The sequence below is a fragment of the Streptomyces sudanensis genome, from assembly GCF_023614315.1.
Taxonomy (GTDB): Bacteria; Actinomycetota; Actinomycetes; order Streptomycetales; family Streptomycetaceae; genus Streptomyces; species Streptomyces sudanensis.
The window spans coordinates 4,032,879-4,053,080 of record NZ_CP095474.1 but is presented as its reverse complement, the minus strand read 5'-3'; the positions used below and the strand labels follow the sequence as shown (position 1 = coordinate 4,053,080).

The window sequence follows — 20,202 nt, the reverse complement described above, 5'->3', positions numbered from 1 at the left end:
TCCCGCCGCCGCACCGGCGCCCCGANNGCCCNGTGTGCNGCAGCGCCCCGCTCCCCGCCCCTCCCCTCATGCGCGCGGGCCCGGGCCCTGCCGCTCCGGGCGTGCCTCGCCGGGCGCCCGGCGAGGCACGCGGGGCGGGTACGGTACGCGCATGAAGGGTGACAACGCGGCGGAGGACCGGTACGGGCCCGTTCCGCCGGCTGTGCGCGCGGTGTACGGGCCGGACGACCTCAGCTCCGTACCCGTGTTCCAGGGCGGTTTCATCAACTTCGGCCTGTGGGACGGGATCCGTCCGGACGGCCCCCTCACGGTGGCGGACCGCGAGCGCAGCGAGCGCCTGCTCTACCGGCGGGTGCTGGACGCGCTGGGCGGCGGCGACGGGCGGCGGGCGCTGGAGGTCGGGTGCGGTCTCGGCGTCGGCTGCGCGCTCGCCCTGGAGGAGTACGCCTACGCATCGGTGACGGGGATGGACATCCACCCCGACCAGCTGGACCGCGCCCGCCGGGCCAACGCCGCGCTGCTGGCCGCGGCGCCCGGGCGGCTGCGCCTGGTGCGCGGCGCCGCCGAGGCGATGGCGTCCGGGGACGGGGAGTTCGACCACGTCTACTCGGTGGAGGCCGCCCAGCACTTCCGCGACCTGGGCGCCTTCGCCCGCGAGTGCGCCCGCGTCCTGCGGCCGGGGGGCCGCGTGGCGGTCGCGTCGTTCTTCGTGCCGGGCGAGGAGGAGCGGCCGGACGCGGCACGGATGCTCGCGGAGTACCTGGACAGCTTCGCCTCCGGTCTGGACGTGGCCCGCCCGCTGGGCGCGCTGACCGGCGCGCTGGCGGCGGCGGGGCTGGCGGACGTGCGGGCCCGGTCGCTGGGCGGGTCCGTCTGGTCGGGCTTCGACCGCTACCTGGCGGGCCTGGACCTCCCGGTGTCCTGGCCCCGCAACTTCCTCCGCGCGTACCGGGAGGGAATCCTCGACTACTACCTGGTGACGGCCGCGCGCCCGGCGGACGGCGGGTAGCGGCACCGCCCGCGCTTTCCGCCCCGGCGGCACGGTACGGACCGCGAGTCGACCCGCCGGAGGTCCGCGGCACCGGCGGCGGGGCCGCGCGGGGCAGCGGTGTGCGTAGCGGGTCGCAGGGCACACCGCCGGGAGCGGGCGGCGTCACGGTGGGGCCCGAGCGGAACCCGCCCGCACGGCGGGCCGGTGGCGTCGCATCGGGCAGCCGTCCGCCCGCCGGCGACGGCGCTCGTCACGGGGGCGTACCGGCGTCGTCGTACACGAGGAGGCCGTCGTCGCGGAGGCGCACGCCCGGCGTCGGGCTGTGGGGCGTGAGGCGCCCGTCATGCATCAGGTGGTGGACGGGGACGCCGCGGGCGAGGACGGCGAAGTCGGCGATCAGGCGCCGGTGGCACCGCCACCACACGGCCTCGCTGCACATCACCGCGGTGCGCTCCCGGGCGGCCTGCTGCGTGAGGGCGTCCATGGCGGCGAGGAAGTCCGGGCTGCGGGTGTGGGCGGCGTAGCCCCGGAAGGAGGCGTTGCGCCAGACCGTGTCGGGCGAGTCGGGCGACGGCTTGCGGAAGCCGCCCAAGCGCGGCTCCCACCGGTAGGCGACCCCCGCTTCGGGCATCCACCGGTCCAGTCTCTGCCGCGCCAGGTCCGGGTCGCGGCGGCTGCCGGGGGCCGTCCTGACGTCCACGACGGCGGTGACGCCGGCTTCCCGGAGGAGCCGTGCCAGCGTTCCCCGGTCGGCGGTGCTGTGGCCGAAGGTGAGCAGTTCGAGCCGGGGCATCAAAACCCCCTGGGGTCGGTTCGGTCGGGTCCGCACGCCGGGCGCGTGCATCGGGTGTGTCCATCGGGTACGGCGGCTCGCGGCCGGCGCGGCGCCGAGCGGCCCGCACCCCGCCCGATCGCGAGCCGCCGGGCGGGACGGCCGGGACAGGACCCCCCGACCGGGACGGGGCCTCCCCGGCCGTGGCAGGACCTCCCCGGCCGGTCCAAGACCTGAAGCTCCTCGGGCACGACCCATCCCTACCCCGCGACCGGCGCGGCGATCACCCGGACCCGAAGAGGCGTGTTCTCATCGCTCGGGGCGCCCCCGCCACACCGCTCGCGCGACATGCGCGGAGGGAGTGGGCGGTGCCCGTCGCCGCCACCCGCTTCCGCGCCCTCCCGGAGAGCGAGGAGGAGGACGACGTCGAGACCGCCGGGGAGTTCCGCGCCCGCCTCGACGACCACGTCCGCACGTACGGCTTCCTCGCGCGGATCGTCCCCTACCAGGACGCCTGCCTGGAGCGCCTGTACCCGTACGGGCGCCACCTGACCTGCTCGACCGGCTGCCCCGCCTCGCGGACGGCGGCGTCGGCACAGGCGAGGTGGACCTCGGCCACCTGCGCTGCGGGTCGAGAAGACCGGCGAGCACGACGGGTCCCTCGCGCCCGACGGCCCCGCGGGCTGAGGGGGTTCGGCGACGGGACCGGCGGCGGCAAGGACGCCGAGGTGCGTTGCGGCTCCGGTCCCGCCGGTGCCCGCGAAGCGCCGGAGGGGCGCACGTGCCGTCGGGCCTGACGGGCGTGGTGGCGCACGGCCGGCGCCGGGCGGGCCGTCCGCCTACCGGATGCTCTGCAGGAGCCGCCCCGTGGCGGTGACGGTCCAGAACGACCAGCCGTTGCGGTCGGGGTCGGCGTGCGGGTCGAGTGCGCGCACCACGGCGGCCGCCGCCCCGCTGGGGGTCTCGTACTCGCCGCTGCCGGGGCCGGAGGGGATCGTCACGGTGCGGGACGAGTCGCGCCTTTGGCCCGCCTCCGACGTCGTGGCCAGGGCTGACGTCCAGCACGCCGCCAACGTCCGAGAACCCGCCTGGCTGACCCTCGGTACACTGAAGTATGTCGAGCACCCCGCTCCGCCATCGCAGTCGATTACGGCGCGTCCAGCGCCTACGTGGTTGCCGCGAGGCCACTCGCTCCGGGCCATCGGGGCGAGTTCACACGGAACGTCCCGTCCGCGATATCCCGCGTGATGCGAGCCGAGACCGGCAGGACACGGCAGCAGGCACGGTAGACGTCGGCTCAACCAAGGGGGTGCTTGTGGGAGACGGAGGGTTCAACCGCACGTGTTTGAAGTGCCGCAACTCCATCGAGGTCGACCAGGACGGGCGCGTGGTCGCCCATGACAGGCCGATAAGCCGTTTCCCCTGCTATGCCTCCGGTCAGCTCGCCGCGCTTGTGTCGGTCGAGTGGGGGCCCGGGCCTCGACGCAACCGGCGGACTACGGGCAGGGACAAAGGGCGCGGGCGTGCCTTGCGGGAGAAGATCGAGTACCTCAAGCCCCCTGAGTGGCTGCCGAATTATCGGGGTGAGCACCTGCCGACAATCGGCCTGCCCGCCAAAGGGTGGTTCGGTGTCTGGTTCCCGGCTCACACGATGTGGGAGCACGAGCGGAAACTGTCCGGCTGGGTCGGAAGCGATAGATCGTTCCGGTGGGACAGCCGCGAGGGGTGCTGGACGGTGGCCAGCGCTCACTTCCCCCACATCAGCCGGGAGCTGCTCCGCAGGTATCCGAGCGTCCTCATCGGCCGTGAGTACAACCCGCGTGAAAGGTGCAACTCGTCCTGCCAGAACGCCCAGGGCTTCCTGTGCACCTGCTCCTGCCGTGCCGAGTACCACGGCCGTGGTAAATGGCGAAGCGGGTGGAGGACTCTGGGCGAGTTCAGCCGTCGGCGCGCGGGGAGGCCGTGGCACTGGATGGCCATTGCCGTTGATGGCTGATCACCTCGGCACCCGCTCGCGGAGCGAGTCTGCGCAGGGCCGAACTCCGTGCCCCGCTCCTGCCGACGGCTCGTTCACCGCCTGGGCGACGCCTGGACGGGGCCGAGCGTGGCTCCCGGTCATCAGACAGCGACCACGTGCACGTCCGACGGCGCGAGAATCGTGAGGTAGGCGTGGATGTCCCCCGGGTCGGTGGTGAAGACCACCGAGCTGCCGTGCCGGGCCGCTGCCAGGGCCACCCAGGCGTCCACCGCGTCCGGCCGCTTCTTCGCCGGCAGGGCCGCCCGCCCCAGAGCGGTCCCGATGCGCCGCCAGTCCGCGAGGTCCGGGCCCGTCGCACAGGCCAGACACTCCGGACGGCCCGCCTTCGTCTCACGCATGGGCGGCTCGGACGTACGGGCCTGAGGGACCGTGCAGTCCTTCAGGACGCCGGACAGGGCGTGCACCAACGCCGGCTGGGGGCGCCACACCTGGGCGAGGACCGGTCCGAGCACCAGCGCCCGGTGCGGGACCGTGCGCAGTCCCTCATGGAGGGCCACCGCCTTCGCCTTGCGGTCGGCCAGCGCGATGAGCATGCCGGTGTCGTAGACCGGCACCCGTGCGCTCACGCGGCGTGCCCCGGACGGCGGCCTTGCCGGTCGCGACCGTGGACGAGCCCCAGGGCCTCCTCCACATCGCGGCGTTCCTGCTCCGTCAGCTCCGCGGTCGGTTCCGGGGCGGGTTCTGCGGGCAGCCCGTCCGCCGCTCGCTCCGCCCGGGCGATGAGTGCGTCCACCTCGGCGAACTGTTCCTCTATGGCATCGCTCTCGGCCATCTGGCGCGTTGCGGCATGCACCAGATAGGCCGAGACGTCCATGCCCGCCCGTTCCGCGTGCTGCCTGATGCGTTCGGCCTGGTCCTGCTCCAAGCTGATGCTGATGCGTGTCTTCGCCACGAAGACATCGTAATATGCGTATGACGACGGTGCGAGTGCGGCCGGTCGAGGTGGGCAACCGGACAGCCCCCTCCCCGGCACCCCGTTCCGTGCCGCCCCCGCCCACCGGCCGGCGTCCGCCGCCTGCCCCGCGCGACGGGCCTGCGGTCCGACGGCGATCCGTCACCGCGTCCGGAGCGCCAACGCCCCGATCACCCCATCTACGTCGTCCCGCCACGCCCACAGCTCCCCCTGCGTGGGAGCCAGCTCGTACCCGTGGTAGTGGCAGGCCCGGCTGAGGCCGGCCCAGGTCGCCGACCAGCGGCGGGCCGTGTCGGGGTCGGCGTAGGACTCCAGGCACAGGGCCTGGGCGTGCGGCGGGCAGCGGGCCAGCTGCGGTTTGCGGGTCTGCCAGTAGCGGCGCAGGGCCTCTTCGAGCGCGTGTCGCAGCAGCAGGGCCACGGCGCGCGGCCAGACGCCCGTGGTGGAGGCTGTGGCAGTGCCGAGCAACCGGTTCGCGCCCGCGAGCAGTTCCTCGGGGGTCGAGATGGACGGCGGCGGAGGCGGGAGGGTCACGGGGAGCCGGGGCGGGCGCGCGGACGGCACGGGTGGCCAGGCGGATCGTGGTCACAGGGATCGCACCGCCTTCGCGAGGTCCGCGGTGCGGCGGATGATCTCCTCCACGTCGTCGACGGGCACGGCTTCGTGGGAGCCCTTGTTGCACCACCGGATGCGGTCGGTGGCCTGCTGGCCGTAGGCCCGGGTGAGGTCGGCCATGGCCTCGCCCACCCGATCCATCTCCCCGTAGAGGGCGAGGGAGGCCAGTTCGGTGAGTTTGTGGACCTTGGCGACGCGCTGCTCGATCTCGGCGTGCGGCAGGCCCGTGCCGAGGAGCCGGCGCCGGGCCGGTTCGAGGAGGGCGGCCTCCAGGGCGGTACGGCACAGGCCGGGCAGGACCCGGGCGACGACGTCCCCGGGCAGGTCGCGCGTCCTTCCGCCGCGCTCCGCCCCCTGAAAACCCCACATGCCTGCGCCACGGCTACCAGCCGTCGCGCAGGCATGTTCTGTTTTCGCAGGTGAGAGGCGCAGTACCTGGACCACCACCGCCTCACCCCCCACCGGGCCGATCATGAGGCTTGAAGGCCCCAGGAACGACGAAATACCGGCGAGTAACATAACTCGGCCGGTATTTCGTGAACGCTTCGGGACGATCTCGTGAACGTCCCACTGGTGTCCGAGGGGGGACTTGAACCCCCACGCCCGATAAAGGGCACTAGCACCTCAAGCTAGCGCGTCTGCCATTCCGCCACCCGGACCGGGTGTGACGCTCCGGGGTGTTCCCCGGGGCGACACGGATAACTCTACCAGGGGTCCGAGGCGCCCTTCACCCTCATATCCCGTGGTCAGGCGGGGTGCCCGGCGGTTTCGGCGAGGTCACGCAGCGTGAGGGGGCGGGTTCACGGGGTGTGGACCACCTGGCCCGCGTACGACAGGTTGCCGCCGAAACCGAAAAGGAGGGCCGGGGAGCCGGGCGGGACGTCGCCGCGGGCCACCAGCTTCGACAGGGCCATGGGGATGGACGCCGCCGAGGTGTTGCCGGACTCCGTGACGTCGCGGGCGACGACCGCGTTGACCGCCCCTATCCGCTGGGCGAGGGGCTCGATGATGCGGAGGTTGGCCTGGTGCAGGACGATCGCCCCCAGGTCCTCCAGGGCGATGCCGGAGCGCTCGCAGATGCGGCGGGCGAGGGGCGGGAGCTGGGTGGTGGCCCAGCGGTAGACGGCCTGGCCCTCCTGGGCGAAGCGGGGCGGGGTGCCCTCGATGCGGACCGCGTGGCCCATCTCGGGGACGGAGCCCCACAGGACCGGGCCGATGCCCGGGGCGCCCTCCGGGGCGGCCTCCACGACGGCGGCGCCCGCGCCGTCGCCGAGCAGGACGCAGGTGGTGCGGTCGGTCCAGTCGGCGATCTCCGTCATCTTGTCCGCGCCGATCACCAGGGCGCGCCGGGCCGAGCCCGCCCGCACGGCGTGGTCGGCGAGGGCGAGGGCGTGGGTGAAGCCCGCGCACACGACGTTCAGGTCCATCGTGGCCGGGGAGGACATGCCGAGCCGGGCGGCGACGCGGGCCGCCATGTTCGGGGAGCGGTTGATCGCGGTGGACGTGGCGACGAGGACGAGGTCGATGTCGTCGGGGGCCAGGCCCGCCGAGGCGAGGGCCTTCTCGGCGGCCTGGGAGGCCAGCTTGTCGACCGGCTCCTCCGGTCCGGCCATGTGGCGGGTGCGGATGCCGACGCGGCTGCGGATCCATTCGTCGCTGGTGTCGACCAGCGCGGCCAGGTCGTCGTTGGTGAGCACCTTGGCGGGCTGGTAATGCCCAAGCGCGGCGATACGAGTGCCCGTCATGCCCGGGGACCTCCTCGGCTGGTCGATACGTGGTGGCGGAAACCACAAGTCTGATCAGCGACCGATCGGTAACCGGTCGCGTGATCCCACAGCATTCATGCCCGTCGCTTGGAGGATCCGCCACATCGCCGCGGGTCGGGAAAGCCGGCACACCGTTGGACCACAATGAGCCGGGAGGACGGGGCGGGACGAGCGAGCGGACGGAGAAGACATGGGACGGGTCACGGAGCGGCGGCGCGTCATCCGGGTCCGGGACGGGGCGGTGTCCGCCCGGCCCGACACGCTGGTCGCCGAGGAGCCGCTGGAGATCCGGTTGGACGGCAGGCCCCTCGCCGTCACCATGCGCACGCCGGGCGACGACTTCGCGCTCGCCGTCGGGTTCCTGGTCAGCGAGGGCGTCCTCGGCGCGGCGGAGGAGGTGCGGAACGTCGTGTACTGCGCGGGCGCCCGCGACGACGGCGGCAACACGTACAACGTGGTCGACGTGCGGCTCGCGCCGGGTGTGCCGGTGCCGGACATCACGCTGGAACGGAACGTCTACACGACCTCCTCGTGCGGGCTGTGCGGCAAGGCCAGCCTGGACGCGGTGCGCACCACCGCCCGGTTCGCGCTCGCCGACGGCCCGCCGGTGCGGGTCGGGGTGGACGTGCTGGCCGCGCTGCCCGACCGGCTGCGCGCGGCCCAGCAGGTGTTCGAGCGGACGGGCGGGCTGCACGCGGCGGCCCTGTTCTCCGCGGCGGGCGAGCTGCTGGACGTACGGGAGGACGTGGGGCGGCACAACGCGGTCGACAAGGTGGTCGGGCGGGCCCTGCGGGAGGGGCGGCTGCCGCTGGGCGGGACGGTGCTGCTGGTGTCGGGGCGGGCGTCGTTCGAGCTGGCGCAGAAGGCCGTGATGGCGGGCGTCCCGGTGCTGGCGGCGGTCTCGGCGCCGTCGTCGCTGGCCGTGGACCTGGCCGCCGAGGCCGGACTGACGCTGGTCGGGTTCCTGCGGGGCGGGTCGATGAACGTGTACGCCGGGGAGCACCGCCTCCTGGACGCGGACGGCGCCCCGCTGTCGGCCGGGTGAGCCGGGCGCCCGGGCGGACGCCTGGCCGGAAGGCGGGGCGCCGGGTGTCAGCGGGCGCGGCGGCGGGCCTCCGACGGCGGGTCGATCATCTGCAGCGCGAGTGTCGCGGGCGGCTCGGCCATGCCCGGTCCGCCCGCCTCGACCCAGGCGAGGACGTCGTCGAGGCAGTCGTCGTCCAGCGCCCAGCCGATCCACGCGGCGCGGGCGCCGCGTCTCCGGGCCTCGGTGGAGGGCTGGACGACCATGACGTTGGCCTGGCCGCACGGGCCCAGGCAGTCGCTCGTGCGGACGGTCAGCCTCCCGCCGGACGCCGCCGCGGCCTGCCGCAGCCGCTCCAGCTGACCCGCGTGGTCGGTCCCGGGGTTCTTGCGCGCGTCGCCGCAGCAGCAGCCCCGGCAGACGACGAGCGAGCAGGGCCGGACGGCTCCGGGGCGCATCCAGCCGCGGGTCACCGGGCCCCGCCCGGAGCGGACGGGAGCGCGGCGGGGCGCGGGCCGGTGCGGGGCGCCGGGGCGCCGGCCTGGGCGGNNNGGAGCGCGGGTACGGGCATGGCCCTCACCGTAACCGGCGTGATCACGGCCCTCCGGGCCGGGTTCCCGCCGGGCGGCGGGACCGCGCCCGGGGCCCGGGGCGGCGGGACCCGCCGGGAACCGGCGTCCGGACCACCGCGGTCATCCTGTGGGGATTTGGTGGAGGTTTTGGGCACCCTTCCTGAGCAGCCGGTCAGTAACCGGCCGTCCCCGTGCGCGTGACCATCCGTTCACCGTCCTGACCAGTGGCGATGCCGTTCATCCGGACTTCACGAACACCTCCCCTCACCGGCTGCCCGTCCGGTACCGTCACCCTCCGCTGTGCTGAGCGTCACAAGGAGCAGGCCATTGCGTGAGTTGACAGTCCCGCCCGTGGCGAAGGCTCCGCTGGTCGGCGGGCTGGCCGATGTCGTGTTCGACCATGCGTCGAGCGATCCGGACCGGGTCGCCCTGGGGCGCAAGGACCCCTCGGGGGTATGGCGGGACGTCACGTCCGCGCAGTTCCGCGACGAGGTGATGGCCCTCGCCAAGGGGCTCCTCGCCTGCGGCATCCGGTTCGGGGACCGGGTCGCGATCATGTCCCGTACGCGCTACGAGTGGACGCTGTTCGACTTCGCGCTGTGGTGCGTGGGGGCGCAGTCCGTGCCCATGTACCCGACGTCCTCCGCCGACCAGGTCCACTGGATGCTGCACGACGCGGAGGTGCGCGCCTGCGTCGTCGAGCACGAGGACCACGCCATGACGATCGGTTCCGTGGTCAACCGCCTGCCGCACCTGGAACGGCTGTGGCAGCTCGACAAGGGCGCGCTGGGCGAGCTGGTCGAGGCCGGGACGCGGATCGACGACGAGGTGGTGCACCGCCACCGGCGGGCCCTGACCCCGGAGTCCGTCGCCACCGTCATCTACACCTCCGGCACGACGGGGCGCCCGAAGGGCTGCGTGCTGACGCACGGGAACTTCATGTTCCAGGCCGACACGATGCTGCGGCGCTGGGAGCGGGTGTTCGCCCACCGGCCGGACGAGGCCGCGTCGACGCTGCTGTTCCTGCCGCTCGCCCACGTGTTCGGCCGCCAGGTGCAGGTCTCGGCGCTGCGGGGGTGGGTGAAGCTGGGCCACCAGCCGGAGCTGTCGCCGCGGGCGCTCCTGCCCGACCTGGCGGCGTTCCGGCCCACGTTCGTGCTGGCCGTGCCGTCCGTCTTCGAGAAGGTCTTCGAGGCGGCGCGGCGGCGCGCGGAGGCCGAGGGGAAGGGCGGCCTGTTCCGGCGGGCCGTCGAGGTGGCCGTCCGGTACGCGGAGGCGCAGGAGGAGCACGACCTGGGGGCCGGGCCGGGCCCTTCGGCGGCGCTGCGGGTGCGGCACCGGCTGTTCGACCGGCTCGTGTACGACAGGGTGCGCGCGGTGTTCGGGGGGCGGGTGCGGCACGCCATGTCGGGCGGTTCGGCGATGGACCGGAGGCTGGGGCTGTTCTTCGCGGGCGCGGGCGTGACCGTGTACGAGGGGTACGGGCTGACGGAGACGTGCTCCGCGTCGACCCTCAATCCGCCCGAGCGGACCAGGTTCGGCACGGTGGGGCTGCCGCTGCCCGGGACCTCGGTGCGGATCGCGGAGGACGGGGAGGTGTGGGTGCGCGGGCCGCACGTGTTCTCCGGGTACCTCAACAACCCGTCGGCCGGGGAGGCGGTGCTGCGCGACGGGTGGCTGGCGACCGGGGACCTCGGGGCGCTCGACGGGGACGGCTACCTGACGATCACCGGGCGGAAGAAGGAGATCCTGGTGACGACCAGCGGGAAGAGCGTGGCGCCGCAGATCCTGGAGAACCGCGTGCAGTCGCACCCGCTGGTCGCCCAGTGCGTCGTGATCGGCAACGACCGGCCGTACATCACGGCGCTGATCACCCTGGACCCGGAGGCGATCGAGCACTGGCTCGTGCTCCAGCGGAAGGCACCGCTCAAGATGCCCGAGCTGGCCCGGGACCCGGCGCTGGAGAGGGAGATCCGCCGCGCGGTCGTCGCCGCCAACACGCTGGTGTCGCACGCCGAGGCGATCCGCACCTTCCGCATCCTGCCGCACCCCTTCAGCGAGAAGCACGGCCTGCTGACCCCGTCGCTGAAGCTGAAGCGGCGCGCGATCGAGACCGCGTACGCGGAGGAGGTCGAGGCGCTGTACCGCTGACGCGCGGCGGGCCGGTCCGGGCGGGCGCCGTCAGGCGGCGCGGCGGGCGGTGTGCACCGTGCGGGCCGTCAGGAGGTACAGGTCGGGGCGGCGGTGGAGGCCCGCGGGGTCGTCCGGGTCGAGCAGCCGGTCGAGGGCGGCGAGGTCCTCACCGGGGAGCCGGTCGCCGACGACGTCGCGGGTGCGGGTGAACACCGCGACGACGTGCTCGCGCACGGCGGCGGGCACGGGAGCCGGGACGTCCAGCAGGAACGTGCGCGTCCCGGACGGGACGAGCCCCGCGGCGGCGAGCAGCGCCGGCCAGTCCTCGGTCTCCTCGCGGGCTCCGGGCAGCGCGGCCCGCATCTCGGTGAACCAGCCGGCGGCCAGCGCCTCGATCCGGGCCTCCAGGCCGGGCCGTCCGAAGCCGGTGTCGCGGGGCAGGTGACGCGCCGCCAGGCCGCCCTCCGCCAGGGCGAGCAGCCCGCCGGGGCGCAGTCGGCGGGCGAGGTCCGCGAGGGCGCCGCGCTGGTCGCCGATGTGGTGGACGGACTCCCCGGCCCAGACGAGGTCCGCCTCGCCGAGCGTATCCGCGTCGCCGGGCAGTTCGGCGCGCAGCGCGGTGACCCGGCCGCCGAGTCCGGCGTTGCGCTCCCGGGCGCGCTCCAGCAGCTCGGGCGTCGCGTCGACGGCGACGACCTCCGCGTACGGGAACGTCTCGGCGAGGAGGCCGGACAGCACCCCGGGGCCGCTGCCGACGTCGAGGATCCGCCGGGCGGCGCCCACCGGCAGCAGGTCGGCGAGCCAGGCCGCCGCCTGCCGGTAGAGCGGGATGCGCAGTTCGGCGCCGCGCTCCAGCAGCGGCAGCATCGCGGTCCAGTCCATGTGCGTGTGGTCGTGGGTCATGGGGACAGCCTGCGGGCCGGGACCTCCGGCGGCCAGGAACCGTGCCGTTCCGGCAACCCCGTGGCGTACCGAGGTCGCCGCGCCCGCGGGCCGGTGCCCGGAGCACGGCGGGGCACGGCGCCGGACGCGGGGCACCGCCGGACGGGCGGCGGACCGGGCACGGCGCCGTGGGGCGTCAGGAGGCGCCGTGGGCGGCGGCGACGGCGTCGACCCGCGCGGCCAGCTCGAAGTCCCGCTCGGTGACGGTGCCGCCCGCGGCGTGGGTGTGCACCGACACGGCGACCGTGTCGTAGCCGAGGGTCAGGTCGGAGTGGTGGTCCAGTTCGTCCTGCACCCGGGCGACGTGGACGACCATCGCGGCCGCCGCGAAGTGGGTGGCCAGGCGGTACGTGCGGGAGATGCGGTCGTCGGCGAAGGACCAGCCGGGCCGTTCGCGCAGCCGGTCCTCGATCCGACTCCGCGACAGCGGTTCGGTGGGCATGTCCGTCCTCCTCACGGTTCGGGGCCGGCGCCGGTGCCGGCGCCGCTCCCGACCCTACGGTCCGGCCGCCCACCGCCCGCCGCCGACACCGCCGGCTGGGCTACCGTCTGCGGCATGACGACTACGGCGACGGTCACGGGTGTGGGGGCTCTGCTGCGGGAGTGGCGGGAGCGGCGGCGGCTGAGCCAGTTGGAGCTGGCGCTGCGCGCCGGCTCGTCGGCCCGGCACGTCTCGTTCGTCGAGACGGGCCGGGCGCGGCCGAGCGAGGAGATGGTCCTGCGCCTCGCCGAGCACCTGGACGTACCCGTACGGGAGCGCAACTCCCTGCTCCTGGCCGCCGGTTACGCGCCCAGGTACACCGAGTCGGCGCTGGACGGCCCGGAGCTGGGCGCCCTGCGCGAGAGCATCGACCGGCTGCTCGCGGGGTACGACCCGTACCCCGCGATCGTCGTGGACGGCTCCTACGCGGTGCTGGCCGCGAACCGGGGCGCGGGGCTGCTGCTGGACGGGCTGCCCGGCCACCTGCTGGAGGAGCCCAACGCCATGCGGATCACCCTGCACCCGGAGGGCCTGGCGCCGAGGATCCGCAACCTGCCGGAGTGGCGCGGGCACCTGCTGGCCCAGATGGAGCGGCAGATCGCCCTGGAACGGTCCGAGCGGCTGCGCGGGGTGTACGAGGAGGTCGCCGCGTACCCGGTGGCCGGCCACGGCGACGCGGCGGCCGGCCACCGGGAGGAGCCGGGGCCGTACCCGTACTTCGCGCTGCCGCTGCGGATCGAGGTGGCCGGGCGGGTGCTGTCGTTCGTGTCGTCGATCTCGACGTTCAACACGCCGATGGACGTGACGGTCGCCGAGCTGGCCATCGAGACGTTCCTGCCGGCCGACGCGGAGACCGCCGCGTTCCTCCGCTCCCTGCCGCTGCCCGGCTGACGGGTCAGCGGCCCGCGTCGCGGGCGCGCAGGGAGGTCCACTGCAGCGCGGCGAACCCGGCGACGGTCAGCGCCTGCGCGGGGATCCACACGGCGCCGGCGGCGCTGGGCTCCAGCCACAGGGCGAGGGCGGCGAAGCTGGACACGACCCACAGCACGTTGGCGTCGACGACCGCCGTGACGGCCGCGGCGGGCGGGCGCCGGCGGGAGGCGACGGCGCCGACGGCCGCGCCGTACGCGACGAGGAAGACGCCCACGGCGAACAGGAGGGGGGCGTCCACGCCGAGGAGCCGCCCGACCGGGCCGGGCGCGACGACGTAGACCAGTCCGTTCGTCCCGGTGGTGACCGCGTCGAGGGTGAGGAAGCGGCGCAGGGCCCTGTGCGGTTCGGTGGTGCGGGAAAGGCCGGCGAGCAGGGCCTGGGACATGGGGGATCACCCTCCATCGGGATCTGCGGGAACACGGGGAGACCGGTGCCGGGGACGACCCCCGGCACCGCTCACCCTGCCTCCCGCGCCACCGCCCGGTCGATTACCCGTGAGGTAATCGACCGGGCGGTGGCGGCCNCCCGCGCCCGCCGGACCGGGTCGCGGGCGGGACCGCGGGGGCTCCGGGGCGCGGCCCCGGGTCACCCGGCGAAGCGCCAGGCGGCGACGCACAGCGCCGCCGAGGTGAGGAGCGAGGCGACGCTCACGCACAGGAGGCGCTGCCGCAGCCGCACGTAGCGCGCGGTGTACTCGCCGCGCAGTTCGACGCAGCGGCCGGCGATCGCCCGCAGGACCTTCTTCGACAGTTCGATGCGGTCCTCGGCGTAGAGGCGGGCCACCTCCTCGTGCTGGGCGGTGGTCAGCCAGGGCATGCGGCGCGCGAACGCCTCGCCCTCCCTGCGGGCCCCGAGCAGCTCCGCCTGGGCGAGGAGGTACCCCTCGACGCGGTTGATGCCCTCGGCGGTCTCGCGGCTCGTCGCCGAGGTGGTCCTCATTCCACCTCCCCCTTGCCGCTCGGCCGGGCGGCCGTCCCCTTCTCGGGTTCGATGACGTCCCGGCGGCCGCCCGTCTCCTGCGCCCTGAGGGCGGTGATCTCGGGGTGGTGCAGGTCGAAGGCGGGCGACTCGGAGCGGACCCGGGGCAGGGTGAGGAAGTTGTGGCGCGGCGGCGGGCAGGAGGTGGCCCACTCCAGCGACCGGCCGTAGCCCCACGGGTCGTCGACCTCGATCCGCTTGCCGACCTTGGCGGTCTTCCACACGTTGTAGAGGAACGGCAGGGTGGACAGGCCCAGCAGGAACGCGCCGATCGAGGAGAGCATGTTGAGGCCGGTGAACCCGTCGGCCGCGAGGTAGTCGGCGTACCGGCGGGGCATGCCCTCGGCGCCGAGCCAGTGCTGCACCAGGAACGTCAGGTGGAACCCGACGAACAGGGTCCAGAAGTGGATCTTGCCGAGGCGTTCGTCGAGCATGGTGCCGGTCATCTTCGGCCACCAGAAGTGGAACCCGGCGAACATCGCGAACACCACGGTGCCGAAGACGACGTAGTGGAAGTGCGCCACCACGAAGTACGTGTCGGTGACGTGCCAGTCCAGCGGCGGCGAGCCGAGGATGACGCCGGTCAACCCGCCGAAGAGGAAGGTGACGAGGAAGCCGACCGCCCACAGCATCGGCGTCTCGAAGCTGATCGACCCCTTCCACATCGTGCCGATCCAGTTGAAGAACTTCACCCCGGTGGGCACGGCGATCAGGAAGGTCATGAACGAGAAGAACGGCAGCAGCACCGCGCCGGTGGCGAACATGTGGTGCGCCCACACCGTCACCGACAGGCCGGTGATGGCGATCGTGGCGGCCACCAGCCCGATGTACCCGAACAGCGGCTTGCGGGAGAAGACCGGGATGACCTCGCTGACCACCCCGAAGAAGGGCAGCGCCAGGATGTACACCTCCGGGTGCCCGAAGAACCAGAACAGGTGCTGCCACAGGAGCGCCCCGCCGGTCTCCGGGTCGAACACCTGGGCCCCGAAGCGCCGGTCCGCCTCCAGGGCGAACAGCGCGGCCGCGAGGACCGGGAAGGCGAGCAGGACCAGCACGGAGGTCAGCAGCACGTTCCAGGTGAAGATCGGCATCCGGAACATCGTCATGCCGGGCGCGCGCATGCAGATGATGGTGGCGATGAAGTTGACCGCGCCGAGGATCGTGCCGAAGCCGGTCAGCGCCAGTCCCATGATCCACATGTCGCCGCCGACGTAGGGGGTGCGCTCCCCGCCGCTGAGGGGGGTGTAGGCGGTCCAGCCGAAGTCCGCGGTGCCCTGGGTCGTCAGCAGGCCGCCGAGGACGATGAGGCTGCCGAAGAGGAACAGCCAGTACGAGAACATGTTCAGCCGCGGGAACGCCACGTCCGGGGCCCCGATCTGCAACGGCATGATCGCGTTGGCGAACCCGGTGAACGTCGGGGTGGCGAACAGCAGCAGCATGACCGTGCCGTGCAGGGTGAAGGTCTGGTTGTACTGCTCGTTCGAGATCAGCTGGATGCCGGGGCGGGCCAGTTCCGCACGGATCATCAGGGCGAGCAGGCCGCCGAACAGGAAGAAGACGAAGGACGTGATCAGGTAGAGGTGCCCGATCTTCTTGTGGTCCGTCGTGGTGAGCCAGTCGACCGCGATGCGGCCCCACCCCCGCTTCTTCACTGGCACGAGGGTGTTCTGCTCGGTGGTCGTGGCCATGCGATACCCCATCCGGGCGGTCGGTGGTGATCGGAGAGCGGGCGGTTGGGTACCCCCATCGCACCATGGCAAACGGGGCGGACCGACGCGCGTCACGACCTCGCCGATTGAGCCGTTCGGGGAACAACACGTCTGATGGGATTGTGTGAGGGGCCGCCCGGACGGGCGGNGCNNNCCNGAGCNGGGCCGTGTCGGCCGGGGCCCGGCCCCCNNNNCGGCGGGGCCGGCGGGGGTCCGGTTCGACCGGGCCGCCCCGCCGCCCGTACGCCTCCCCCGCCGGGCCTCCGCGGCCCGCGGGACGGGCGGACGTGCCGTACGCCTACCGGCCCGTCGTGTGTCCGCGACCGCGGGTCAGGAGCGTCCCCAGGGCGATCATGCCCAGCCCGAGGAAGAAGTGCAGCCAGTTGTCGGCGGTGTTGACGGGCACGAAGTTGGCGGCGCTGTCGTGGTCGATGATCAGGCCGTAGAGCCACAGGAGCAGGTAGACGATGCCGCCCCCGATGAGGAAGTTGCGGGCCGTGGAGGCCGAGCGGGCCATGGCGATGCCCGCGATGCCGAACAGCAGGTGCACGATGTTGTGCAGGATCGACACCTGGAACAGGCCCAGCAGCTTGGCTTCGGAGTGGTGCTCGGCGAACTTCATCGTGTCGTAGTCCGTCGTGATCCCGGGGATGAAGCCGAGGATCCCCACCAGCAGGAACACCGAGCCCACCAGGAGCGCGGCCTTCTGCACGGGGGTCCGGGCGGCCGTCGTGCGGGGGTGCGTGGTCATGGAGCGGCCTCTTTCTCGCGGGGCGGCGGGTGCCGCCGTCCGGCTCTCACGACGCCGACTACCCCTCACCCGCCCCCTTAGCCCCGTCGTGTGGTCCAGGAGGGTGTCGCCCGTCCGGTGGAGCGCGTGAAGCCAGGCTGTGGGACTACTTAAGAAAACCTCGATGGACGCGGCCCCTCCGGGTCGGCAGATTGGTCGCGTTCACCCCTCTTCCCGCCTGGAGTCACCGCGATGAAGGCCCTTGTCAAGCAGAAGGCCGAGCCCGGCCTGTGGCTGATGGACGTCCCCGAGCCCGAGACCGGCCCCGGCGACGTGCTGATCAGGGTGCTGCGCACCGGTATCTGCGGGACCGACCTGCACATCCGCGCGTGGGACGGCTGGGCGCAGCAGGCCGTGTCGACGCCGCTGGTCCTGGGCCACGAGTTCGTCGGCGAGGTCGCCGCGGTCGGCTCCGACGTGCGGGACATCGCGGTGGGCGACCTGGTCAGCGGCGAGGGGCACCTGGTGTGCGGCAGGTGCCGCAACTGCCTGGCGGGCCGCCGCCACCTGTGCCGGGCGACGGTCGGGCTGGGCGTCGGGCGGAACGGGGCGTTCGCCGAGTACGTGGCGCTGCCCGCGTCGAACGTCTGGGTGCACCGCACCGAGGTGGACCTCGACATCGCGGCGATCTTCGACCCGTTCGGCAACGCGGTGCACACGGCGCTGTCGTTCCCCCTGGTCGGCGAGGACGTGCTGATCACGGGCGCCGGGCCGATCGGCATCATGGCGGCGGCCGTGGCCCGGCACGCCGGTGCGCGCAACGTGGTGATCACCGACGTGAGCGAGCCCCGCCTGGAGCTGGCCCGCAAGGTCGGCGCGACCCTCGCGGTGAACGTCGCGCGGACGAGCGTCGCGGACGCGCAGAAGCAGCTGGGGCTGCGGGAGGGCTTCGACGTCGGCCTGGAGATGTCCGGCCGCCCCGAGGCGATGCGCGAGATGGTCGCCAACATGACCCACGGCGGCCGCATCGCGATGCTGGGCCTGCCGGCGGAGGAGTTCCCGGTCGACTGGTCGAGGATCGTGACCTCGATGATCACGGTCAAGGGCATCTACGGCCGGGAGATGTTCGAGACCTGGTACGCCATGACGGTGCTGCTGGAAGGCGGTCTCGACCTGAGCCCGGTGGTCACCGGGACGTACGCGTACAAGGACTTCGACGCCGCGTTCGACGAGGCGTCGACGGCCCGCAGCGGCAAGATCATCCTGAACTGGGACGCGTGACGCGGGCCGCCGCGTCCCCCTCCCGCTCCCCCGGCCACCGCGATTCCTAGGAGTACCCCTCATGTTCGTGTCCGTCCGCGACGAGCTGCGCGCCGCCCTCGACGAGATCCGCGACGCCGGGCTCTACAAGCCCGAGCGGGTCATCGGCACCCCCCAGTCCGCGTCCGTCGCCGTCACCGCCGGCGGTGCGCCCGGTGACGTGCTGAACTTCTGCGCCAACAACTACCTGGGCCTGGCCGACCACCCGGAGGTGGTGGCGGCGGCCAAGGACGCCCTGGACCGGTGGGGCTACGGCATGGCGTCCGTGCGGTTCATCTGCGGCACCCAGGAGATCCACAAGGAGCTGGAGCGGAGGCTGTCGGCGTTCCTCGGGCAGGAGGACACGATCCTGTACTCCTCCTGCTTCGACGCGAACGGCGGCGTCTTCGAGACCCTCCTCGGCGCCGAGGACGCGGTGATCTCCGACGCCCTGAACCACGCCTCGATCATCGATGGCATCCGCCTGTCGAAGGCCGCCCGGTACCGGTACGCCAACCGCGACATGGCGGAGCTGGAGACCCGGCTGAAGGAGGCGTCGGGCGCCCGGCGCCGGCTGATCGTCACCGACGGCGTGTTCTCCATGGACGGCTACGTGGCGCCGCTGCGGGAGATCTGCGACCTCGCCGACCGGTACGACGCGATGGTCATGGTCGACGACTCGCACGCCGTCGGCTTCGTCGGCGCGGGCGGCCGGGGCACGCCGGAGCTGCACGGCGTGGCGGACCGCGTGGACATCGTCACCGGCACCCTCGGCAAGGCGCTGGGCGGCGCGTCCGGCGGCTACGTGGCGGCCCGCGCGGAGATCGTGGAGCTGCTGCGCCAGCGGTCCCGCCCGTACCTGTTCTCCAACTCGCTCGCCCCGGTGATCGCCGCCGCGTCGCTGAAGGTCCTCGACCTGCTGGAGTCGGCGGGCGACCTGCGGGAACGGCTCGACGCGAACACGAAGCTGTTCCGCACGCGGATGGCGGAGGAGGGCTTCGAGATCCTGCCCGGCGACCACGCGATCGCGCCCGTGATGATCGGGGACGCGGCGAAGGCGGCGCGGATGGCGGAGCTGCTGCTGGAGCGCGGCGTGTACGTGATCGGGTTCTCGTACCCGGTGGTGCCGATGGGCCAGGCCCGGATCCGGGTGCAGCTCTCGGCGGCGCACTCCACGGCGGACGTGGAGCGCGCGGTGGCGGCGTTCGTCGACGCCCGGGCGGCGATGGGCGCCTGACGCCCGTCCCGGCGGCCGGGGCGGGCGTGGCGCCGCCCGGTGGCCGCCGGGTGACAATGGCAGGGTGATCGACCCCCGCCGGCTGCGCATCCTGCGGGCCGCGGCGGACCACCGCACGGTGACCGCCGCGGCCGCAGCGCTGTACCTCACGCCGTCCGCCGTCTCCCAGCAGCTCGCCGCGCTGGAGCAGGAGACCGGACACACCCTGCTGACCCGCAGCGGCCGGGGGGTGCGGCTCACCCCGGCCGGGGAGATCCTCCTGGAGCACGCCAACGAGGTGCTGGCGCAGCTGGAGCGCGCCGAGGCGGAGCTCGCGGCGTACGCGGACGGGACGGCGGGCGAGGTGACGGTCGCGGCGTTCGCGACGGGCATCGCGGAGGTGCTGGCCCCGGCGATCGAACGGCTCGCCGAGCGGCACCCGGGGATCCGGCTGCGCGTGCGGGACGCGGAGGGCGACGAGTCGCTGCCGCTCGTCCTGGACGGCGGGGCCGACCTGGCGCTGGCGGTGGAGTACCGGGGCGCGCCGCGCGAGGGCGACCGGCGGCTGGCACGGGTGCCGCTGTACGCGGAGCCGTTCGACGCGGTGCTCCACGCGGGTCACCCCCTGGCGCAGGAGCCGGAGGTGGCGCTGGCGGCGCTGGCGGGCAGCGACTGGATCGGCCAGTCGCCGGGCAACCCCTGTCACGACATGGTGCTGCTCGCCTGCGAGCTGGCGGGTTTCGAGCCGCGGCTGGTGCACGTGTCGGACGACTTCCGCGCGGTCGTGGCGCTGGCGGGCGCGGGCGCGGGCGTCGCCCTGGTGCCGCGTTCGGCGCTGCGCGGCATCGAACTGAAGGGCGTGGTGGTGCGGCCGGTGGCGGGCCCGGCGGCGTTCCGCCGGGTGTTCGCGGCGGTGCGGCGGGGCGCCGAGGAGCACCCGCTGATCCGGCCGGTGCTGGACGCGCTGGTACGGGCGGCGGCGGACCTGCCGGCGGCCGGCGCCCCCTGACCGGGGGCGGTCCGGCGCGCACGGCGGGACGATCCGGGTGTGCGGGGGCAGCGGCGGGCACGGCNGCTGATCCGGCGGCNG

General features: G+C 73.8%; 21 protein-coding genes, 1 tRNA gene and 1 pseudogene. 8 read left to right on the top strand and 15 right to left on the bottom strand.

Annotated features, from left to right (window positions below; all coding sequences use genetic code 11):
• Window positions 1-151 precede the first annotated feature (151 nt).
• Window positions 152-1,009, top strand: a complete 858-nt coding sequence (locus tag MW084_RS18650; RefSeq protein WP_010474523.1) for a class I SAM-dependent methyltransferase — start codon at window positions 152-154, stop codon at window positions 1,007-1,009.
• A gap of 232 nt (window positions 1,010-1,241) precedes the next feature.
• Here MW084_RS18650 and MW084_RS18645 read toward each other — a convergent pair whose 3' ends face one another.
• Window positions 1,242-1,784 (bottom strand): DUF488 domain-containing protein, encoded by a 543-nt coding sequence (locus MW084_RS18645; RefSeq protein ID WP_010474525.1) that lies wholly within the window; start codon window positions 1,782-1,784, stop codon window positions 1,242-1,244.
• 356 nt (window positions 1,785-2,140) lie between these two features.
• On the opposite strand from MW084_RS18645, the pseudogene MW084_RS18640 reads away from it, so the two are divergent.
• Window positions 2,141-2,491: pseudogene (locus tag MW084_RS18640) on the top strand (type I restriction endonuclease subunit R); the annotation flags it as partial.
• A gap of 111 nt (window positions 2,492-2,602) precedes the next feature.
• Here the strand turns inward: MW084_RS18640 and MW084_RS18635 are convergent.
• The 7 genes from MW084_RS18635 to MW084_RS18605 form a co-directional block, all read right to left on the bottom strand.
• Window positions 2,603-2,764: a hypothetical protein gene (locus MW084_RS18635; protein ID WP_010474529.1), complete on the bottom strand. Its 162-nt coding sequence runs from the start codon at window positions 2,762-2,764 to the stop codon at window positions 2,603-2,605.
• Window positions 2,765-3,881: 1,117 nt separating this feature from the next.
• Complete coding sequence (locus tag MW084_RS18630) at window positions 3,882-4,367, bottom strand: PIN domain-containing protein (protein ID WP_029553801.1); 486 nt, start codon at window positions 4,365-4,367, stop codon at window positions 3,882-3,884.
• The gene (locus MW084_RS18625) at window positions 4,364-4,693 is read right to left on the bottom strand and encodes a plasmid mobilization protein (protein ID WP_010474533.1); all 330 of its coding nucleotides are present in this window, start codon (window positions 4,691-4,693) and stop codon (window positions 4,364-4,366) included. Before MW084_RS18625 ends, MW084_RS18630 begins: the two co-directional genes overlap by 4 nt.
• A gap of 162 nt (window positions 4,694-4,855) precedes the next feature.
• On the bottom strand, window positions 4,856-5,248 hold the full coding sequence (locus MW084_RS18620) for a hypothetical protein (RefSeq protein ID WP_275563693.1): 393 nt from the start codon (window positions 5,246-5,248) through the stop codon (window positions 4,856-4,858).
• A gap of 51 nt (window positions 5,249-5,299) precedes the next feature.
• On the bottom strand, window positions 5,300-5,698 hold the full coding sequence (locus tag MW084_RS18615) for a hypothetical protein (RefSeq protein ID WP_010474537.1): 399 nt from the start codon (window positions 5,696-5,698) through the stop codon (window positions 5,300-5,302).
• A 202-nt stretch (window positions 5,699-5,900) separates the two neighbouring features.
• Window positions 5,901-5,988, bottom strand: a tRNA-Leu gene (locus MW084_RS18610).
• A gap of 141 nt (window positions 5,989-6,129) precedes the next feature.
• Window positions 6,130-7,074 (bottom strand): beta-ketoacyl-ACP synthase III, encoded by a 945-nt coding sequence (locus MW084_RS18605; protein WP_010474539.1) that lies wholly within the window; start codon window positions 7,072-7,074, stop codon window positions 6,130-6,132.
• Between the two features lie 211 nt (window positions 7,075-7,285).
• Between MW084_RS18605 and fdhD the strand changes: the two genes are divergently transcribed.
• The gene (fdhD, locus tag MW084_RS18600; RefSeq protein WP_010474542.1) at window positions 7,286-8,140 is read left to right on the top strand and encodes a formate dehydrogenase accessory sulfurtransferase FdhD; all 855 of its coding nucleotides are present in this window, start codon (window positions 7,286-7,288) and stop codon (window positions 8,138-8,140) included.
• 47 nt (window positions 8,141-8,187) lie between these two features.
• On the opposite strand, the gene MW084_RS18595 is transcribed toward fdhD, so the two are convergent.
• Window positions 8,188-8,577 carry a (2Fe-2S) ferredoxin domain-containing protein gene (locus MW084_RS18595; RefSeq protein WP_255113934.1) on the bottom strand — a complete coding sequence of 130 codons (390 nt, stop codon included), beginning with the start codon at window positions 8,575-8,577 and terminating at the stop codon, window positions 8,188-8,190.
• 441 nt (window positions 8,578-9,018) lie between these two features.
• Here MW084_RS18595 and MW084_RS18590 point away from each other — a divergent pair, with 441 nt between their 5' ends.
• Window positions 9,019-10,842 carry an AMP-dependent synthetase/ligase gene (locus MW084_RS18590; RefSeq protein WP_010474546.1) on the top strand — a complete coding sequence of 608 codons (1,824 nt, stop codon included), beginning with the start codon at window positions 9,019-9,021 and terminating at the stop codon, window positions 10,840-10,842.
• Between the two features lie 30 nt (window positions 10,843-10,872).
• Here MW084_RS18590 and MW084_RS18585 read toward each other — a convergent pair whose 3' ends face one another.
• Window positions 10,873-11,727: a class I SAM-dependent methyltransferase gene (locus MW084_RS18585; RefSeq protein WP_010474549.1), complete on the bottom strand. Its 855-nt coding sequence runs from the start codon at window positions 11,725-11,727 to the stop codon at window positions 10,873-10,875.
• A 175-nt stretch (window positions 11,728-11,902) separates the two neighbouring features.
• Window positions 11,903-12,208 carry a 4a-hydroxytetrahydrobiopterin dehydratase gene (locus MW084_RS18580; protein WP_010474550.1) on the bottom strand — a complete coding sequence of 102 codons (306 nt, stop codon included), beginning with the start codon at window positions 12,206-12,208 and terminating at the stop codon, window positions 11,903-11,905.
• Window positions 12,209-12,322: 114 nt separating this feature from the next.
• On the opposite strand from MW084_RS18580, the gene MW084_RS18575 reads away from it, so the two are divergent.
• Complete coding sequence (locus MW084_RS18575; protein WP_029553803.1) at window positions 12,323-13,138, top strand: helix-turn-helix domain-containing protein; 816 nt, start codon at window positions 12,323-12,325, stop codon at window positions 13,136-13,138.
• A gap of 4 nt (window positions 13,139-13,142) precedes the next feature.
• On the opposite strand, the gene MW084_RS18570 is transcribed toward MW084_RS18575, so the two are convergent.
• The 4 genes from MW084_RS18570 to MW084_RS18555 form a co-directional block, all read right to left on the bottom strand.
• A complete protein-coding gene (locus MW084_RS18570; protein WP_010474554.1) occupies window positions 13,143-13,565 on the bottom strand; it encodes a hypothetical protein in 423 nt (140 codons plus the stop codon).
• 200 nt (window positions 13,566-13,765) lie between these two features.
• The gene (locus MW084_RS18565; protein WP_010474556.1) at window positions 13,766-14,119 is read right to left on the bottom strand and encodes a hypothetical protein; all 354 of its coding nucleotides are present in this window, start codon (window positions 14,117-14,119) and stop codon (window positions 13,766-13,768) included.
• Window positions 14,116-15,846 carry an aa3-type cytochrome oxidase subunit I gene (gene ctaD, locus MW084_RS18560; protein ID WP_255113939.1) on the bottom strand — a complete coding sequence of 577 codons (1,731 nt, stop codon included), beginning with the start codon at window positions 15,844-15,846 and terminating at the stop codon, window positions 14,116-14,118. Before ctaD ends, MW084_RS18565 begins: the two co-directional genes overlap by 4 nt.
• A 319-nt stretch (window positions 15,847-16,165) precedes the next feature.
• Window positions 16,166-16,618 carry a DUF4383 domain-containing protein gene (locus MW084_RS18555; protein WP_010469433.1) on the bottom strand — a complete coding sequence of 151 codons (453 nt, stop codon included), beginning with the start codon at window positions 16,616-16,618 and terminating at the stop codon, window positions 16,166-16,168.
• A gap of 231 nt (window positions 16,619-16,849) precedes the next feature.
• Between MW084_RS18555 and tdh the strand changes: the two genes are divergently transcribed.
• The 3 genes from tdh to MW084_RS18540 all read left to right on the top strand — a co-directional run bounded on the left by tdh (window position 16,850) and on the right by MW084_RS18540 (window position 20,121).
• Window positions 16,850-17,878 carry an L-threonine 3-dehydrogenase gene (gene tdh, locus MW084_RS18550; protein ID WP_010469436.1) on the top strand — a complete coding sequence of 343 codons (1,029 nt, stop codon included), beginning with the start codon at window positions 16,850-16,852 and terminating at the stop codon, window positions 17,876-17,878.
• Between the two features lie 61 nt (window positions 17,879-17,939).
• On the top strand, window positions 17,940-19,133 hold the full coding sequence (locus MW084_RS18545) for a glycine C-acetyltransferase (RefSeq protein WP_010469439.1): 1,194 nt from the start codon (window positions 17,940-17,942) through the stop codon (window positions 19,131-19,133).
• Window positions 19,134-19,197: 64 nt separating this feature from the next.
• Complete coding sequence (locus MW084_RS18540) at window positions 19,198-20,121, top strand: LysR family transcriptional regulator (protein WP_010469440.1); 924 nt, start codon at window positions 19,198-19,200, stop codon at window positions 20,119-20,121.
• Window positions 20,122-20,202 lie beyond the last annotated feature (81 nt).

Coding starts and splice junctions, on each gene's coding strand:
- MW084_RS18570 (WP_010474554.1), bottom strand. CDS start 13,565: ATGTCCCAGGCCCTGCTCGCCGGCCTTTCCCGCACCACCGAACCGCAC.
- MW084_RS18615 (WP_010474537.1), bottom strand. CDS start 5,698: ATGTGGGGTTTTCAGGGGGCGGAGCGCGGCGGAAGGACGCGCGACCTG.
- fdhD (WP_010474542.1), top strand. CDS start 7,286: ATGGGACGGGTCACGGAGCGGCGGCGCGTCATCCGGGTCCGGGACGGG.
- MW084_RS18580 (WP_010474550.1), bottom strand. CDS start 12,208: ATGCCCACCGAACCGCTGTCGCGGAGTCGGATCGAGGACCGGCTGCGC.
- MW084_RS18645 (WP_010474525.1), bottom strand. CDS start 1,784: ATGCCCCGGCTCGAACTGCTCACCTTCGGCCACAGCACCGCCGACCGG.
- MW084_RS18650 (WP_010474523.1), top strand. CDS start 152: ATGAAGGGTGACAACGCGGCGGAGGACCGGTACGGGCCCGTTCCGCCG.
- tdh (WP_010469436.1), top strand. CDS start 16,850: ATGAAGGCCCTTGTCAAGCAGAAGGCCGAGCCCGGCCTGTGGCTGATG.
- MW084_RS18605 (WP_010474539.1), bottom strand. CDS start 7,074: ATGACGGGCACTCGTATCGCCGCGCTTGGGCATTACCAGCCCGCCAAG.
- MW084_RS18575 (WP_029553803.1), top strand. CDS start 12,323: ATGACGACTACGGCGACGGTCACGGGTGTGGGGGCTCTGCTGCGGGAG.
- MW084_RS18555 (WP_010469433.1), bottom strand. CDS start 16,618: ATGACCACGCACCCCCGCACGACGGCCGCCCGGACCCCCGTGCAGAAG.
- MW084_RS18585 (WP_010474549.1), bottom strand. CDS start 11,727: ATGACCCACGACCACACGCACATGGACTGGACCGCGATGCTGCCGCTG.
- ctaD (WP_255113939.1), bottom strand. CDS start 15,846: ATGGCCACGACCACCGAGCAGAACACCCTCGTGCCAGTGAAGAAGCGG.
- MW084_RS18545 (WP_010469439.1), top strand. CDS start 17,940: ATGTTCGTGTCCGTCCGCGACGAGCTGCGCGCCGCCCTCGACGAGATC.
- MW084_RS18595 (WP_255113934.1), bottom strand. CDS start 8,577: ATGCGCCCCGGAGCCGTCCGGCCCTGCTCGCTCGTCGTCTGCCGGGGC.
- MW084_RS18565 (WP_010474556.1), bottom strand. CDS start 14,119: ATGAGGACCACCTCGGCGACGAGCCGCGAGACCGCCGAGGGCATCAAC.